16 protein-coding genes and 3 tRNA genes are annotated in these 15125 nt (G+C 37.3%); 6 read left to right on the top strand and 13 right to left on the bottom strand.

Annotated features, from left to right (window positions below; all coding sequences use genetic code 11):
- The first annotated feature begins 217 nt into the window (after positions 1 to 217).
- From N0B16_RS08970 to N0B16_RS08960, 3 genes are read left to right on the top strand one after another with little or no spacing between them, the layout of a single operon-like run.
- Entirely contained in the window at positions 218 to 979 is a 762-nt protein-coding gene (locus tag N0B16_RS08970; RefSeq protein ID WP_262990490.1) for an alpha/beta fold hydrolase, read from the top strand.
- Between the two features lie 59 nt (positions 980 to 1038).
- On the top strand, positions 1039 to 1662 hold the full coding sequence (yihA, locus tag N0B16_RS08965) for a ribosome biogenesis GTP-binding protein YihA/YsxC (RefSeq protein WP_262990488.1): 624 nt from the start codon (positions 1039 to 1041) through the stop codon (positions 1660 to 1662).
- A complete protein-coding gene (locus tag N0B16_RS08960; RefSeq protein ID WP_262990486.1) occupies positions 1655 to 2104 on the top strand; it encodes a GNAT family N-acetyltransferase in 450 nt (149 codons plus the stop codon). Before yihA ends, N0B16_RS08960 begins: the two co-directional genes overlap by 8 nt.
- Positions 2105 to 2205: 101 nt before the next feature.
- On the opposite strand, the gene N0B16_RS08955 is transcribed toward N0B16_RS08960, so the two are convergent.
- The 8 genes from N0B16_RS08955 to N0B16_RS08920 all read right to left on the bottom strand — a co-directional run bounded on the left by N0B16_RS08955 (position 2206) and on the right by N0B16_RS08920 (position 7455).
- Positions 2206 to 3213: a trypsin-like serine peptidase gene (locus tag N0B16_RS08955; RefSeq protein WP_262990485.1), complete on the bottom strand. Its 1008-nt coding sequence runs from the start codon at positions 3211 to 3213 to the stop codon at positions 2206 to 2208.
- 63 nt (positions 3214 to 3276) lie between these two features.
- Positions 3277 to 4122 carry a caspase family protein gene (locus tag N0B16_RS08950; protein WP_262990484.1) on the bottom strand — a complete coding sequence of 282 codons (846 nt, stop codon included), beginning with the start codon at positions 4120 to 4122 and terminating at the stop codon, positions 3277 to 3279.
- Between the two features lie 226 nt (positions 4123 to 4348).
- Positions 4349 to 4993: a response regulator transcription factor gene (locus N0B16_RS08945; RefSeq protein WP_262990483.1), complete on the bottom strand. Its 645-nt coding sequence runs from the start codon at positions 4991 to 4993 to the stop codon at positions 4349 to 4351.
- Positions 4990 to 5760 carry a sensor histidine kinase gene (locus N0B16_RS08940; protein ID WP_262990482.1) on the bottom strand — a complete coding sequence of 257 codons (771 nt, stop codon included), beginning with the start codon at positions 5758 to 5760 and terminating at the stop codon, positions 4990 to 4992. The genes N0B16_RS08945 and N0B16_RS08940 overlap by 4 nt, the downstream gene beginning before the upstream one ends.
- 664 nt (positions 5761 to 6424) lie before the next feature.
- A complete protein-coding gene (locus tag N0B16_RS08935) occupies positions 6425 to 6988 on the bottom strand; it encodes a hypothetical protein (RefSeq protein WP_262990481.1) in 564 nt (187 codons plus the stop codon).
- A gap of 211 nt (positions 6989 to 7199) precedes the next feature.
- Positions 7200 to 7283 (bottom strand) — tRNA-Leu (locus N0B16_RS08930).
- A gap of 6 nt (positions 7284 to 7289) precedes the next feature.
- Positions 7290 to 7365 (bottom strand) — tRNA-Gly (locus N0B16_RS08925).
- Positions 7366 to 7373: 8 nt separating this feature from the next.
- A tRNA-Leu gene (locus N0B16_RS08920) sits at positions 7374 to 7455 on the bottom strand.
- Between the two features lie 172 nt (positions 7456 to 7627).
- On the opposite strand from N0B16_RS08920, the gene N0B16_RS08915 reads away from it, so the two are divergent.
- The 3 genes from N0B16_RS08915 to N0B16_RS08905 are packed head-to-tail and all read left to right on the top strand — an operon-like array spanning position 7628 to position 9594.
- Entirely contained in the window at positions 7628 to 8005 is a 378-nt protein-coding gene (locus tag N0B16_RS08915) for a DUF3127 domain-containing protein (RefSeq protein WP_262990480.1), read from the top strand.
- Between the two features lie 58 nt (positions 8006 to 8063).
- The gene (gene aat / locus N0B16_RS08910; RefSeq protein ID WP_262990479.1) at positions 8064 to 8717 is read left to right on the top strand and encodes a leucyl/phenylalanyl-tRNA--protein transferase; all 654 of its coding nucleotides are present in this window, start codon (positions 8064 to 8066) and stop codon (positions 8715 to 8717) included.
- Positions 8704 to 9594 carry a DMT family transporter gene (locus N0B16_RS08905; RefSeq protein ID WP_262990478.1) on the top strand — a complete coding sequence of 297 codons (891 nt, stop codon included), beginning with the start codon at positions 8704 to 8706 and terminating at the stop codon, positions 9592 to 9594. Before aat ends, N0B16_RS08905 begins: the two co-directional genes overlap by 14 nt.
- A gap of 75 nt (positions 9595 to 9669) precedes the next feature.
- Here the strand turns inward: N0B16_RS08905 and N0B16_RS08900 are convergent, their stop codons facing one another.
- From N0B16_RS08900 to N0B16_RS08880, 5 genes are all read right to left on the bottom strand, one after another.
- On the bottom strand, positions 9670 to 11052 hold the full coding sequence (locus N0B16_RS08900) for a tetratricopeptide repeat protein (protein WP_262990477.1): 1383 nt from the start codon (positions 11050 to 11052) through the stop codon (positions 9670 to 9672).
- A gap of 115 nt (positions 11053 to 11167) precedes the next feature.
- Positions 11168 to 12550: a phosphoglucosamine mutase gene (glmM, locus tag N0B16_RS08895; RefSeq protein ID WP_262990476.1), complete on the bottom strand. Its 1383-nt coding sequence runs from the start codon at positions 12548 to 12550 to the stop codon at positions 11168 to 11170.
- A 77-nt stretch (positions 12551 to 12627) separates the two neighbouring features.
- Positions 12628 to 12780 carry a hypothetical protein gene (locus N0B16_RS08890; protein WP_262990475.1) on the bottom strand — a complete coding sequence of 51 codons (153 nt, stop codon included), beginning with the start codon at positions 12778 to 12780 and terminating at the stop codon, positions 12628 to 12630.
- A 1-nt stretch (position 12781) separates the two neighbouring features.
- Positions 12782 to 14815: a ferrous iron transport protein B gene (feoB, locus tag N0B16_RS08885; RefSeq protein WP_262990474.1), complete on the bottom strand. Its 2034-nt coding sequence runs from the start codon at positions 14813 to 14815 to the stop codon at positions 12782 to 12784.
- Positions 14802 to 15068, bottom strand: coding sequence for a FeoA family protein (locus N0B16_RS08880; protein WP_262990472.1), 267 nt, complete (start codon positions 15066 to 15068; stop codon positions 14802 to 14804). Before N0B16_RS08880 ends, feoB begins: the two co-directional genes overlap by 14 nt.
- Between the last annotated feature and the right edge of the window lie 57 nt (positions 15069 to 15125).

Below are 15125 nucleotides of genomic sequence, written 5' to 3'. Positions count from 1 at the left end.
CTTAATGTTAATAAGTTTTATCCGAATGACGTTTACTAGCTGTTAACGAACTGATTTAAAATATTTTAAATAACATCGTATTCATCCCATAATAAAAAGAATTTTAAAAATTAAAGCCCGAAAAGCATTATTATATTATTTTTATTTTAAATTAGAGAGATCAAAATATTTTTGGTGTATAATTTGTATTTTTGCAATGCTTTATTAGAGCAACTTTATGATATTTAGTACAAAAAAAGATAAGAAATATACCTTCATTGAAGCTGGAGAAGGACATCCGCTTGTGCTTTTGCACGGCTTAATGGGTGGGTTGAGCAATTTTGACAAGATGGTAAATTTCTTTTCAGAAAAAGGGTTTAAAGTCTATGTGCCACAATTGCCTATTTATGATTTGCCTGTACTCAATACCAATCTTACCACCATTGCAAAGTATGTAATCAAATTCATCGAAAGTGAAATTTCTGCACCGGTAACTATTGTAGGAAATTCTATGGGTGGCCATGTGGGGCTTATTTTAACATTGGCAAGGCCGGATCTGGTTCAGAATTTAGTCTTAACAGGAAGTTCAGGATTATATGAAAGAGCATTTGGAGACAGCTTTCCACGGAAAAATGACCGTTCCTACATCAGAAAGAAGGCAGAAGAAGTGTTTTATGATCCTGCTGTTGCCACGGATGAGCTCGTAAACGAAGTATTCAGTGTAGTGAATGACCGCATGAAAGGGATTAAAACCGTAATGCTCGCAAGAAGCGCCATCAAACACAATATGCTGCATGATCTTCCCAAAATTCTGCGCCCGACCTGTCTGATATGGGGAAAGCAAGACAATGTAACTCCACCGGAAGTGGCTGTTGACATGCATAAATTCATTCCAAATTCTGATCTTTTCTGGATTGATCAATGCGGGCATGCCGCGATGATGGAAAAACCAGATGAATTTAACGAAATTCTGTACAACTGGGTAAAAGATAAAATATAAATTAATTGTAAACCATTAAGAAATTCTTAATGGTTTATTTCTAAATAAATCAAGAGAAAATGGTCATAAAAACAGCGGAGTTTGTAAAAAGCAGCGGAAAATGGCAGGAATGCCCGGAAGGAACGATGCCTGAATATGCTTTTATCGGACGCTCAAACGTAGGGAAGTCGTCATTGATTAATGCAATGCTGAACCGGAAAGATCTGGCAAAAACGTCAGGAACCCCGGGAAAAACCCAGCTGATCAATCATTTTATCATCAATGAGAGCTGGTACCTCACCGATTTACCGGGATATGGCTACGCAAAGGTTTCAAAAGTAATGAGAAGAGACTTTGAGAAACTGATCAACAATTATATTTTAAACAGAAACAATCTTGTCAATCTTTTTGTTTTGATCGATGCCCGTCACAGCCCGCAAAATATTGATCTGGAATTCATCCAGTGGTGCGGAGAAAGCGGTGTGCCATTTTCGATTGTTTTTACAAAAGCCGACAAGCTGAAACCCAATATTGCCATAAAAAATGTAGAAGATTACAAAGCTGAACTGCACAAGACTTGGGAAGACCTTCCTGAAATCTATGTAACATCGGCCGAAAAGAAAACGGGAACTGACGAAATTTTAAGCTTCATTCAAAAAACAAATGAGTTTCTGGCTAATAACAGTGTGACCTTTAATGAGTAATATGATCTGGAAAATAAAAAGTTTTGAAGAAATCACAACTTCTGAACTTTATGAAATTATAAAAGCAAGAATAGATGTTTTTGTAGTGGAACAAAACTGTCCGTATCATGATCTTGACGGATATGATCGACAGGCAATACATATTTGGGCAGAGCGGGAAAATAATGTTTTAGCGTATTGCAGAATTTTTAATAAAGGCATCAAATATCCTGAAACTTCAATCGGAAGAGTTTTAACAACAGAGAAAGGACGGGGAAAAAGCATAGGCAAACAGCTGATTCAATACGCTGTTGAAACGATTGAAAACCGTTTTCATACTTCTGAAATAAGAATTTCAGCACAGGATTACCTTTTAAGATTTTATTCAGGATTTGGATTTGAAGATACCGGAAAAAAATATCTTGAAGATAATATTCCGCATACGGAAATGTTTAGGAAATAATTTAATCACTATTGAACAGCACTTTTTACAGGTACTGTTTTATTTTAAATTAAAAGAGCCTGATTTCAAAAACCAGACTCTCTCTTATAACAAAGTGATGTCTAAGGATATTCATTTCTCGCCCGTATCACGAGACCTACTAAATCTGAACCTCCGCTTGCAAAATTAATACTCGGATTATGTGCACTTTGAGTAGCGACCGCATAGGGTGCGCCGTTCCAATATGCCCAGAATGGACCTCCGCTTTGTCCGGGCCAAATATCTGCCTGGTGATTGATGCTTTCGTTATCATCTGCACTCCAGAAATCTCCGTCAAGAGCAATTCCTGTTTGATAGGTTGGTCTTTGTGTTCCCGTTAAATCTGCAGGATAACCGGCGTGCGTGAAAGAAGCTTGCCCATCCCAAGAATCTGAGTAGGATTTTGCACCGAGCCAACCCGTACTGTTTCCGATCGGGCGGTCTAAAACGACTACCACATAATCAAACTGCACTTCTGTACCATCAATGGTAGGACCGGCAACTTTATGCTTGTAATAGGTTTGAATTCCCCATGCTGTTCCGTAAGGAGCGCTTCCGTTGTAATACATCGGAGTAAATTTTAACCAGCCGGTTTGATTATTGGGTTTCCAGTCTATAATGTGTGAGCAGGTCAAAAGGTGTCTTGGCCCAATCATTATGCCGCTTGCAATTCCTAAAGGGCTTTCTACTCTTCCTACGCAACGCCAAGGATAGGCGGTGGAATTGAATACTTTTCTTTGATCCGGTCCGAATATCGTTTTTGCCCCTTCAAGGGTAAGAAAAGTTTCTCTTTCAATAAATTTCGGTTTGCGGTCTTTTCTGGGTTCTAATTTTGGTTGATATTCAAAATCTGCATGAGTGGGGTAGAAATAGTCGGTCTCCGTAATTTCCTGGTCTCCGGATTTTTCTTCCCTTGTAATTCCTACAGATTTCATTCCTTTAGGAAAAGATCTTCCGTCGATCATTTCCATTTCCGGATCTTTATCGATTAATTTTAAATTGGCTGATTTCTCAGCTGATTTGGCTTTGATGGTTTTTAGTTTTAAAACTTCTTCAGCCGTCATTGGGTTGTTGTTTTCAGTATTAGACATGATTATTGGTGTTTAATCGTTTTTCCTACTCTTTGGATGGCTTTTCGGATTCCGCCAATGATTTTATAAAAATATTTTCTGTGAAAATTCTGCGGTAATGCTTTCTGTCTGATTAATCTGCGCAGCTCCCATTGCCGTTAAAGCAACAGCAATCTGCTTGTCGAGTGTTTTTCTGACGATATTTCCGTTGGTAGCACGAAGTATCTTACAGAGATGATAGGTGAAATACCCTCTTATCTGTCCACTTATATTTCCCTCCATGGAAACCTGATTGTCTTTGGATGCAGCCCATAACGTGTGATTCAGCCCTGCAACAGGAACTAAAGCTTTCGTTGTAAACGTTTCTTTTGTAGAATTTTTGGATAATGGAATTTCATTTGCGTATGTCATATAAAATTCATCTTCCAGCATCGGAGGTATAAAACGCGCCGCTTCGTAAGAAAAATCCATATCCAAAGCTAGATCCATCTTTCTTGTCCCTGTTCCGGAATGGCAGCAATCGAAAATAACCTCGAGGTTTACTCCTGATTTTAATTTGCTTAAAACTGTTTTAAAATCATCATCACGGATAACGCCTTCACTTGCGTAATCGTGCGGACAGATGGCTTCATCCAGTCCGTCAATTTCCAGATCTGCTCCGATGTTGGCCACTCTCGTTCCGTGACCGGAATAATAAAGTACAAGAGAATCTCCTTTAACACTATTGTTGACCAAAGATTTTAAATATTTTAAAATATTGGCTCTTGTAGCATTCTGGTTGGTTAAGATTCTGATCTGCGCAGGTGCAAAACCACAAATTACTAAAGTGTTTGCCATATCACGCGCATCATTGACACAACCATTGAGATCCGGACCACCGGAACCGATGGGAGCGTAATCGTTAATTCCTACAATTAATGCTTTTTTCATGGTAATTGTTTTTTAAGTTTCCCTACTCTTTAGGCTTTTCGGGTTCTGCCTGTAACTTTAATTTTACATGACAAAATTCTGACTTTCATGAGTTTGAAAACAGAGGAGAACACCTGTTTTTGTAGCAGGAAAAACACCTTTATTGCATTTTAAAGCACAAAAAAACCTCACCAAAATTGGTAAGGTTTGAATTTCAAAAAGGATTATGCTTAGAATTAATGATTAATCAGCATAAATGATGTTTTAAAGCAAAGAGCACGAGACCGACTCTGTTTTTTATTTCTAATTTCACAAAAACAGAATCTCTGTAACCATCGATGGTTTTAGGGCTCAGACACATTTTGTCGGCGATTTCTTTGTAAGTAAGCTCACTGCACGCCAACTTAATAAATTCTTTTTCCCGCTCTTTTAAATCTGAAAGCAATGAAGCGTTTTTTACATCTTCAGTCTGCATTTTCAGCAGTTTTTGAGCTACAAAATCGGTGTAGAAACTTCCTTTTTCAAAAACCGTATCAATGGCCTGAAAAAGAACAGAAGGCTGCATATCTTTCAGCAAATATCCTTTTGCGCCTGCTTTCAGCATTTTTATCAGTACTTTCTCATCATCTTCCATCGTAAGTGCAATTACTTTGATATCGGGATGGTTTTCCGTGAGCCATTCTGTAGTTTCTATTCCGTTTTTATACGGCATATTAATATCCATCAAAACCACTGCGGGAAGCTCGGAACTCTTTTCCAGTCCGGTGATAAAATCTTCTCCATTCGGCTGATTCATCACCACATGATATTTCGGGTTTTCCGCAATCATATTTTCTAATGCTTTTGACATTAAAGTATGATCGTCTACAATAGCAATGGGAATTGTTTTCATGATACGTTTTTGTGGTATATGATTAAGGTTTTTGTTCCTTCTTTTAATTTTGATTCAATAGAAAATTCTGCATGAATCAGTTTTGCCCTCACTTCCATATTTTTCAGCCCGGAACCGTCTTTCATGCTTTTGGTATTAAAACCTTTTCCATTATCCGAAATAGTGATTTTAAGTGCTTCCTGATCATCTTCCAGTTGTATGGTTACATTTTTAGCTCCGGAGTGCTTTAAAATATTATTGATGCTTTCCTGAATGATCCGGAAAAGAATCAGACCGTGCTTTGGAGAAATATCAATATCATTCTTCCGGGTCATCAACTCAATGGTAAGCAAACGCAATTTCTGTATTCTCTGAATTTCCCTTTCAATAGATTCTACCAATCCAAAATGAATAATCTGCTCTGTAATTAATGTTTTGGATAAGTTTCTGATGTCCTGAATGCATTCTCCGAGTAATTCATTCAGCTCGCTCAGCTCTTCTTTTTCATTATTTTGAAGTTTGGCGATAAGCTGATTTTGCCTTAAGCGGACCACAGAAAGTTTCTGTCCCAGATCGTCATGCAGCTCCTGCCCGATGTAATTGAGCGTCTGCTCTTTCATTTCTACCTGAGAAGTCGCCAATTCTCTTTCAAAACGCATGTCTTTCTCTTTTTGCGCAATCAACAGTGTGGTCTTTTTACGAATGAAAATAACGTACACGAAAATCATCGTTAGAACAATGATCAGCAGCGTCACTGTAAAAATAATTACCAGTCTGCTTTCTTCCATACTCTCAGATTTGTTTTATTGTATCCGGTCTGTTCCAAAATAGTCCAAAAACAATTACGCCGTTGCTGATTACATTTAATAAAAATAAAATCAGAAAGTAAATGTCATTTTCAACGGTCTTTCTAAAGAAAAAAATGGGAATAATTCCCACATAAAATATCAGTGTCCCCACAGAAATCCAAAAAGCAAGATAATTTTTAATCTCAAATATTTTATCCGAGTTAAACGTCTGATATAAGAATAAAATAATTGAAAATATCAGCAAAAGGATGTTCACATAAAAAATATTGAATGAAAGATATTGGAAAAAGCTTTTTTCTAATAATGACATCCCCAAAACATTGATTATAAACAGCGTTAAAATCACCAATTGCAATTTTCTGAGTAAAGATATATATAGCAATTTATAATAATACAACAGGTACAGAGCGAATACGATTAAGATACAGATATTATAAAATTTCTCGGTCTGCAGAGTTGTACGCTGATTATAAAAATAGAAAAAAAAATCATTGAGGGATAACAAAATATAACCCGCGAAAAAAAACATATTGACTTTTTCTATTTTTTTATATTTTGCCGCAATTAAAATCATCATCATGACCAAGATGATCATTGATATTTTTTTACCCAATTCTATGTCCCAAGTCATGATGATGATATTTTAGTTTATTGCATTTGAATACGAATTCGGTGGCGGAGATAAATTTGTCATATTCATGGGCTGAATAGTTTCTATTTTTTGATTTTCATCCGTTGTTATTTCTCTGCTTCTCATATTATTGTCCGAAGATCTTTCTTTTTTGGCGGTGGGCATGAGAAAAATGGTCTGATAGCCTGCATATTCCGGCTTAGCCATTTTATTTGCAGGATGGTTTACGGGATATTTTCCCAAATAAATTTTTATTCCTACGTTCTTAAGATTCTGCTTTTTAGCATTTTCTTTCACATAATTGATATATCCTTCCAATTCTTCAATTGAGAAAGAATACCATCTGGAATCCGGCTGTCCGTTTCTGGCTGCTGTAAGAATCCTGTTATTGGTCTTCGTATATTCATCAAAAAGAACCTGGGCTTCCTGATGGGTGATTAATTTCTTTTTATAGCTGTCATTTATGGGAGTTTCACGTGGTGGCGGCGTACAGCGGATAAAGCTGATGACTATTACACTTAAAACAAAGATGCTAAAGAATAAATTTCCGTTTTTAAACAATAAAGGATTTTTCATCTGTAAGATTTATAAGGTTATGTAACAAAAGTAGTTAACTCCTGATACATACAAAAGGGGAAAAACCCCCGTTTTTGAGATTTATAAAAAATAACTTGTTATGAATAAATAATAATGAAGTTTAATGTCGCGAAATAAGACGCATTATTGAATAATATTGACCCTTTAAAACAAAAAAGACTGCTAATCAATGATTAACAGTCTTTTAAAGTACCCCAGACGGGACTTGAACCCGTACGTCCTTGCGGACACAGGATTTTAAGTCCTGCGTGTCTACCAGTTCCACCACCAGGGCATGGTGTGGAGCGAAAAACGGGACTCGAACCCGCGACCCCAACCTTGGCAAGGTTGTGCTCTACCAGCTGAGCTATTTTCGCATAATTTGTGCGGATGAAGGGACTCGAACCCCCACGCCTCACGGCACCAGATCCTAAGTCTGGCGTGGCTACCAATTACACCACATCCGCATTACTATTAAGCTTTTTAAAGAACTTCTTCGTTTTTGTGAGTGCAAATATAGGGCAATTATTTGTATTTGCAAGGATTTGCCGCAAAAAAGTTATTTTTTTTACAAAATTTCTGTTGGAAAGCGGTTATTACAATTCAATTTACTACTTTTACAAAGTTAATATTTACGATATGGAATTACAAGGAACGGTAAAGAAAATCTCTGAGACTCAAACCTTTGCAAGCGGCTTTCAAAAGAGAGAAATGGTTATTTTAACTCAGGAACAATATCCTCAACCGATTAACATCGAGTTTTTATCAGATAAAATAAATTTATTAGATACGATATCTGAAGGAGAAAATGTAAAAGTAGGCATCAACATCAGAGGAAGAGAATGGGTTTCCCCACAAGGAGAAACAAAATATTTCAACTCTATCACAGGATGGAGAATCGAAAAAGTGATGGATAACGGTAATGAACCTACACAGGCTTCATCACAGCAATCTGCTGCTCCGGTTTCCAACGAAAACCCTTTCGCTGGTGACGAAGATGATGATTTACCTTTTTAATCAGAGAATATCAATCAAATCATAATCCTGCTTTCACAAGTGGGATTTTTTTCATACCATGGTACGATTAGATAAAAATGAAATATCGTTTCCGGATCCTGAAATCTATGACGGGCACGAAGGAATTATCGCATTCGGGGGTGACCTTTCTTTAGAAAGAATCTGGTTTGCGTATCAGCTGGGTATTTTCCCTTGGTATAATCCTGATGAAGAAATTCTCTGGTGGTGCCCCGATCCCCGATTTGTCTTATTTCCTGATGAGCTGAAGATATCCAAATCAATGAAGAAAATACTGCATCATAATATTTTCACATTTACCGAAAATCAAAACTTCAGGGAAGTTATTGCCAACTGTCAGCAAATTACCCGAAAAGATCAGAACGGAACCTGGCTTTCCGACGAATTGATGCACTCTTTTATCAAACTTCATGAATACGGTCTTGCTAGAAGCGTTGAAGTATGGCAAAATAATGAATTGGTAGGTGGCTTTTACGGGCTGCAGATCGGAAACGTTTTCTGTGGGGAGAGTATGTTTGCCAAAGTGAGCAATGCATCAAAAGCGGGTTTTATTCATTTTGTACAAACATACCGGGATACCCTTGATCTGATAGACTGTCAGTCTCACACGCCGCATCTGGAAAGTTTGGGAGCAAGGTCAATTCCTAAAAAAGATTTTTTAAAAATTTTATATAAAAACAATGAACGCAGATAAAGAAAAATGGATTCTTCTGATTGTTCTCAGCATCATTTGGGGATCATCATTTATTTTAATCAAAAAATCGCTGGATCATTTTACGCCTTATCAGGTAGGAGCTTTGCGGGTTTTGATTGCCGGAATTATTTTAATGCCCATCGCTGTTTCAAAATACAGGTTATTTCCTAAAAAGCACTTAAAATGGCTTATTTTGGCGGCTCTCACGGGGAATTTCATTCCAATGTTCCTGTTTCCTATTGCTGAAACGGAAATCAGCAGCAGCATTGCAGGAATTGTCAATTCGATGATGCCTATTTTTGTGATTATTGTAGGGACCTTATTCTGGAAATTTCAAACCACCAAAGCGCATATGACCGGGATTTTAATCAGCTTTACGGGAGTGTGTCTTCTGGCTTTTGGCGGTGGAGAAGATGCAACATTCAAAGTCATTCCTATTGTACTGCTTCTTTTGGCAACATTATGCTACGCCATCAGTACAACAACGGTAAAATCTAAACTGATGGACGTTTCATCAACGGTTTTATCTGCCTTTGTATTTTCATTCGTTTTGTTTTTGCCTTCTTTGTTTGCTTTAATCTCAACCGGTTTTGTGTCCCGGTTTACCTTTTCAGAAGAAAATATGATGGGCTTATTGTTTGTGAGCCTGCTTTCTGTTTTCGGAACCGGTTTGGCCATGATGATGAATTATCGGCTGCTGAAAGTTTCAACACCGCTATTTGCTTCTACTGTTACACTACTAATGCCGATTGTCGCAATCATCTGGGGAATTATAGACGGGGAAAAACTGACTGTTCTGCAATTTATAGGTGCAGTAATTATTCTTGCAGGCTTGATCTTTTTAAGAACCAAAGCTGTGGCCGTCGTGAAAAAATAAATCCCGCATTGCTGCAGGATTATTTTATTCATGTAATGTATTTTTTAGTAAAAAGTTTACAAAGGGTTCATACAGTTAATTTTTCTTCTTCACTTTAGCCTTTACTTTTTTTACCTCATCTTTGATGTAGGGATACTTTTTCTGCATATCCGGAATCAGAGAAGGATCAATACGTAATGCTTTTTCCAGTGTTTCGCTTCCTTTGTCATGCATTCTGAGATTGAAATAACAATTACTCAGCTGATAATATAATTCTGCACGGTCATGGTGATATTCCAAAGCCAGGTTCAAAACCGTTACAGCCTCTTCATACTCTCCTACCAACATCAGAACTTCAGAATACGCGTACCAGTTGTAAAATCTCGAAGGTTCTGCATCTACCAGCTTTTTCAGACAGGAAAGGCTTTCTTCAAACTTTCCTGAATCGATAAATAAAAATGCGAGTCTTTTCTGGTAATCCAGGTTGCTGTCATTCAGTAAAGTCGCTTCTTTTGCGAAGTGTAAAGCTTCCGGCATCCCGCCCATTTCCTCGTAAAGGTAAGACTGCTCCATCATCGCAAGATAAAACTGAGGGTCTTCTCTTAATGATTTCTGAAAATAATTTAATGCTACGATAGGTTGTTTCAATGCTTTGTAACACAGTCCTATTTTATAAAAAGTAAATGCTTTTGTGTATTCCAGTTCCAGCATTTCTTCGTATACCTCAATGGCTTTTTTATACTGGTTTAAAGCTTCATAACACGCTGCTTTGCTTGCGTAAACCCCAACAGAGCTGGAATTGATAGCCAGCATAAAATCAAAACCGCGAATGGCTTCTTCGTAATTTTTTCTGTTGAAATAATACTGTCCATACTCGCTCCATGCAATTTCTGAATATGGGAAATCATCCAGATATTCATTCAGAAAAGCAATCGCTTCTTCGTTCTTATTTAATTCGCTGAAGCAGATCATGGTGTTTTCCAAAGAATATTCATCCGATGGATCTTCTTTCAATGCCTGCTGATAATATTTAAGAGCGTTAAAAGGATCTCCTAAGTTTACGTATTCATCTGCAATAAAATTGTTGAGGAAATTTTCTTCCTCGTTTAGTTCTAATGCCTTTTTGCAGATGTCAATCGCTTTTTTGGGATTTCCCAGATTCGAATAATACTTTGCGTAGCAAACCAAAAAGTCTGTATTCTCCATAGAAGAACCTTTTAATTCATCGATAAGCTCTTTCGCTGTATTATAATCTTCCCATTCTAAGAGAACCTCAAGTTTTTTGATCTTGATATCCAAAGAATTGGGATGAAGTTTGAGCCCGTAATTCACCGCAATATCTGCGTAATTAAAATCTCCCAACTCCAGATAATAAACAATAATATCTTCTAACTCTTCTGTATCAAAGTAGAACTGATCATTGTTTTCCATCATTTCCTCGAACTTTTTTACGAGTTCATTTCCAAAATATTCTTCCAATATAAATGAGTTTAAGATTTAAGACTTGAGATATGAGATGTACAAATACTCGGTTCTGAAAATCTTCTTACTATAAAGTTAATAAATAATTTTTTTAGAATAATGATATTCCGCTTTAAATAAAACTTTTGATTTTAGCGATCATATCATCACCCAGTTTATCGGCTTCTTCCTGAGATTTTGCTTCTGTATAGATTCTGATAATCGGTTCGGTATTCGATTTCCGAAGATGAACCCAATTGTTTTCAAAATCTATTTTTACACCGTCTACAGTAGAAACCTCTTCATTTTGATATTCTTTTTCCATTTTAGTTAAAAGATCATCCACATTAATTTCAGGGGTTAATTCAATTTTTTTCTTCCCCATAAAATAACCTGGATAACCGGCTCTTAATTCTGAAACCGTTTTGTTTTCTTTTGCCAAATGAGTCAGAAATAACGCGACGCCTACCAGAGAATCTCTTCCGTAATGTAAATCAGGATAAATAATGCCTCCGTTTCCTTCACCCCCGATCACGGCGTTTTTTTCTTTCATTAGATTGACCACATTCACTTCTCCTACTGCACTGGCAAAATATTCTGAGTTGTGCGTCTTTGCAACGTCTCTTAAAGCCCGGCTTGAGGAAAGGTTTGAAATGGCCACTCCGTTTTTATTTTTCAGCAAATAATCGGCGACGGCTACCAAAGTATATTCTTCGCCGAACATTTCTCCGTTTTCGTCTACCAAGGCCAATCGGTCAACATCGGGATCTACCACAACGCCAAAATCTGCTTTTTCTTTGATGACCAATTCGCAAATATCTCCCAAATGTTCTTTTAAAGGTTCCGGATTGTGCGGGAATTGTCCGTTTGGTTCACAATAAAGCTTTATGGTTTCGCAGCCTAATTTTTCTAAAAGCAGAGGAATTGCAATTCCTCCTGTAGAATTTACAGCATCCAGAACAATTTTATATTTTTTTGCTTTAATCGCTTCAGCATCGACCATCGGCAAATCAAGAATCTTTTGGATATGGATATCGAAAGCATCGTCTCTCGTTTCATATTTTCCCAGATCATCTACTTCTGCATAGTCGAAGTCTTCATTCTCTGCTAAAGCCAGAACTTCGGCGCCATTTTCTCCGTTAATGAACTCTCCTTTTTCATTCAATAGCTTTAATGCATTCCATTGTTTTGGATTATGGGAAGCGGTCAAAATAATTCCTCCGTCTGCATTCAGTTCAGGAACCATGATTTCTACAGTAGGTGTTGTAGAAAGCCCCAAATCCACTACATGAATTCCTAATCCCTGTAAAGTTGCGGTAACTAAAGAATTCACCATTGAACCGGAAATTCTTGCATCACGGCCGATAATTAAGGTTAAGTCTTTTTTATTTTTTTGATTCTGAAGCCATGTTCCGAACGCGGAAGCAAATTTTACGACATCAAGCGGCGTAAGGTTATCATTTACTTTTCCACCGATGGTTCCTCTGATTCCGGAGATACTTTTTATTAATGACATCCAATTATGTTTTTAATGTTTACTAATCAATTTAATTCAGCAAAATTATATATTATTTGACGAACTGCCTCAGAAAGTTATGAACATCCGCAATCCTTATCGCAACCCGGCTTTTTGTGGTCAAATTTTTTCGGCGCAAAGTTCTTTCTGATGATTCTGTATAAAGAATAGCAGGCAAAAGTTACTGAAAGCAAAATAATGATATACTGAAAAATTAATGATGTGTTCATGTTATTTTAAAATTTGGTATACGATCATTGACACAAAATAAGCCAGCCCTGTCATCATGACCACCTGAAAGCCGGTCCATCTCCAGCTTTTGGTTTCCCTGTAAACAACGGCAAGTGTAGAAACACACTGCATGGCAAATGCGTAGAATAAAAGTATCGACACGCCTGTTGCAAAATTGAAGACTTTTTCGCCATTCGGTTTCACATCGTGTCTCATTTTATCGATTACCTTTCCTTCCGGAGCATCATCATCCAAGCTGTATAAGGTAGACATGGTTCCTACAAAAACCTCTCTTGCTACAAAACTTGTCAGAATCCCCACTCCCATCTTCCAGTCATATCCAAGCGGAGCAATAACCGGTTCAATTCCTTTTCCCATTTTTGCAAGATAAGACTGCTCAAGCTTAACATCGGTAGCCACCATTTCATCTGATTTTTGTTTTGGCCCGAAATAGCTCAAAAACCAAATAATAATACTTACGATGAATATGATTTTTCCGGCACCTGTGATAAATTCCCAGACTTTTCCCAACACCATTTTCAGATCATATAAGAAAAGTGGTTTTTTGTAGGTAGGCAAATCCATTACAAGGTACGTTTTTCCCTGATTTTTAATAAATTTTTTAAGCACAGCAGCCGATAATAGCGCGACTACAAATCCTAAAAGATACATTCCCAATAGCACCAGTGCTTTATACTGAACGCCGAATATTGTTTTATCTGAAATAATCAGTCCTATAATAATACTGTATACCGGAAGCCTTGCGGAACATGTCATAAATGGGGTGACCAAAATCGTGAGCAGGCGTTCTTTTAGATTTTCAATATTTCTTGTGGAAATCACCGCAGGAATCGCGCATGCGGTTCCGGAAACCAACGGGACAATGCTTTTCCCATTGAGCCCGAAGGGCCGCAAAAACCTGTCCATCAGGAAAATAACTCTCGCCATGTATCCTGAATCTTCCAATAAATACAGAAAGTACAGTAAAATTCCTATTTGTGGAGCAAAGATGATAATTCCTCCCAATCCGGGAATAATTCCATTTGAAATCAGAGAATTTACCGGTCCTTCGGGAAGGTGTTCCTTACTGAAAACAGAGAGCCAAGAAAAGAAACTGTCGATCCAGTTCATAGGATATTCTGCTATAAAAAATACTGACTGAAAAATGGTCAGCAAAATGATCATAAAAACAATATATCCCCAGAATTTGTGCACCAAAACCTTATCCAGTTTTTCTGTAAGCAACTCTTTAAACTGCGCTTTTTTTGAAATTACATCTGATAAAATTTTGTCTACATTCTGATATCTCCTTACCGTTTCCTGAACCTGAAGTCTTTTGGGAACCCAGCTTTTAGAATCGGGATCATGAATGAGATCGCTTGCTTCACTGATCTTTTTTACATCGGTGCCTACGGAAATGCTCATCCAGGCTTTATATCGGTTATCAAAACCTTTATGTGCATATACTTTCTGAACGAAATCTTTATGCTCTGCCGGGATTTCAAACGAAGGCTCCGAAATGCTTACAAAATCATTATTGAGTACTGCTTCGCGGATGGTTTCTATGCCTAACTGTTCTTTGGCGTTGGTCTGAATGATCTTAATATTCAGTGCTTTGGAGAATTTTTCAATATCAATATTGATTCCTCGTCTTTCTGCCTGATCAATCTGATTAACCACCAAAATCATTGGTACACCAAGATCTTGAATCTGCTGAAATAACAATAACCCTCTTTTTAAGCTTAGCGCTTCCAATATATAGACTACGCCATCAAAATGATTCTGCTCTTCCAGAATAAATTTTGAAAAGATCGCTTCATCTTCAGAACTGGGATAAATACTGTACGACCCGGGAAGATCAATTACTTCGACCTCTTCATTTTTATAGGTATATAATCCGGAATGGCTTGCAACAGTCACCCCTGCATAATTGCCGGTTTTCTGTCTTTTGTTGCAGAGTGCGTTAAAAACGGTAGATTTTCCTACATTGGGATTTCCTACTAAAAGAATCTGTTTTCTGTTATTTTGCTGCATCCATACAATCTTCTACAATGATATAATCTCCTTCTTCCTTGCGAAGTGCGATGCGGCTTTTTTCCGCGCCAAATTCTACATAAAGCGGCCCGCTGAAAGGAGCCTGGTACAGAATTCTGAATACCGTTTCAGGTAAAAGCCCCATTTCTATGATTTTATTGGGCATTTTCAGATGATCATTATCATAGCCCAGTATTTTCCCGGATTTATTTCTGGGAAAGTTGCTTAGTGTATGTAAATCCTTGCGGTTCAAACTGCTCCAATTTTATATCTGCAAATATACGCTATTTAAATTTAATCTAAATAAGAT

The organism is Chryseobacterium gilvum, from assembly GCF_025628965.1.
Lineage (GTDB): Bacteria > Bacteroidota > Bacteroidia > Flavobacteriales > Weeksellaceae > Chryseobacterium > Chryseobacterium gilvum.
This window is presented reverse-complemented; position numbering and strand designations above follow the sequence as displayed.

Coding starts and splice junctions, on each gene's coding strand:
- N0B16_RS08890 (WP_262990475.1), bottom strand. CDS start 12,780: ATGAACACATCATTAATTTTTCAGTATATCATTATTTTGCTTTCAGTA.
- N0B16_RS08950 (WP_262990484.1), bottom strand. CDS start 4,122: ATGAAAAAAGCATTAATTGTAGGAATTAACGATTACGCTCCCATCGGT.
- N0B16_RS08955 (WP_262990485.1), bottom strand. CDS start 3,213: ATGTCTAATACTGAAAACAACAACCCAATGACGGCTGAAGAAGTTTTA.
- N0B16_RS08935 (WP_262990481.1), bottom strand. CDS start 6,988: ATGAAAAATCCTTTATTGTTTAAAAACGGAAATTTATTCTTTAGCATC.
- N0B16_RS08945 (WP_262990483.1), bottom strand. CDS start 4,993: ATGAAAACAATTCCCATTGCTATTGTAGACGATCATACTTTAATGTCA.
- glmM (WP_262990476.1), bottom strand. CDS start 12,550: ATGTCATTAATAAAAAGTATCTCCGGAATCAGAGGAACCATCGGTGGA.
- N0B16_RS08905 (WP_262990478.1), top strand. CDS start 8,704: ATGAACGCAGATAAAGAAAAATGGATTCTTCTGATTGTTCTCAGCATC.
- yihA (WP_262990488.1), top strand. CDS start 1,039: ATGGTCATAAAAACAGCGGAGTTTGTAAAAAGCAGCGGAAAATGGCAG.
- N0B16_RS08960 (WP_262990486.1), top strand. CDS start 1,655: ATGAGTAATATGATCTGGAAAATAAAAAGTTTTGAAGAAATCACAACT.
- feoB (WP_262990474.1), bottom strand. CDS start 14,815: ATGCAGCAAAATAACAGAAAACAGATTCTTTTAGTAGGAAATCCCAAT.
- N0B16_RS08915 (WP_262990480.1), top strand. CDS start 7,628: ATGGAATTACAAGGAACGGTAAAGAAAATCTCTGAGACTCAAACCTTT.
- aat (WP_262990479.1), top strand. CDS start 8,064: ATGGTACGATTAGATAAAAATGAAATATCGTTTCCGGATCCTGAAATC.
- N0B16_RS08940 (WP_262990482.1), bottom strand. CDS start 5,760: ATGGAAGAAAGCAGACTGGTAATTATTTTTACAGTGACGCTGCTGATC.
- N0B16_RS08970 (WP_262990490.1), top strand. CDS start 218: ATGATATTTAGTACAAAAAAAGATAAGAAATATACCTTCATTGAAGCT.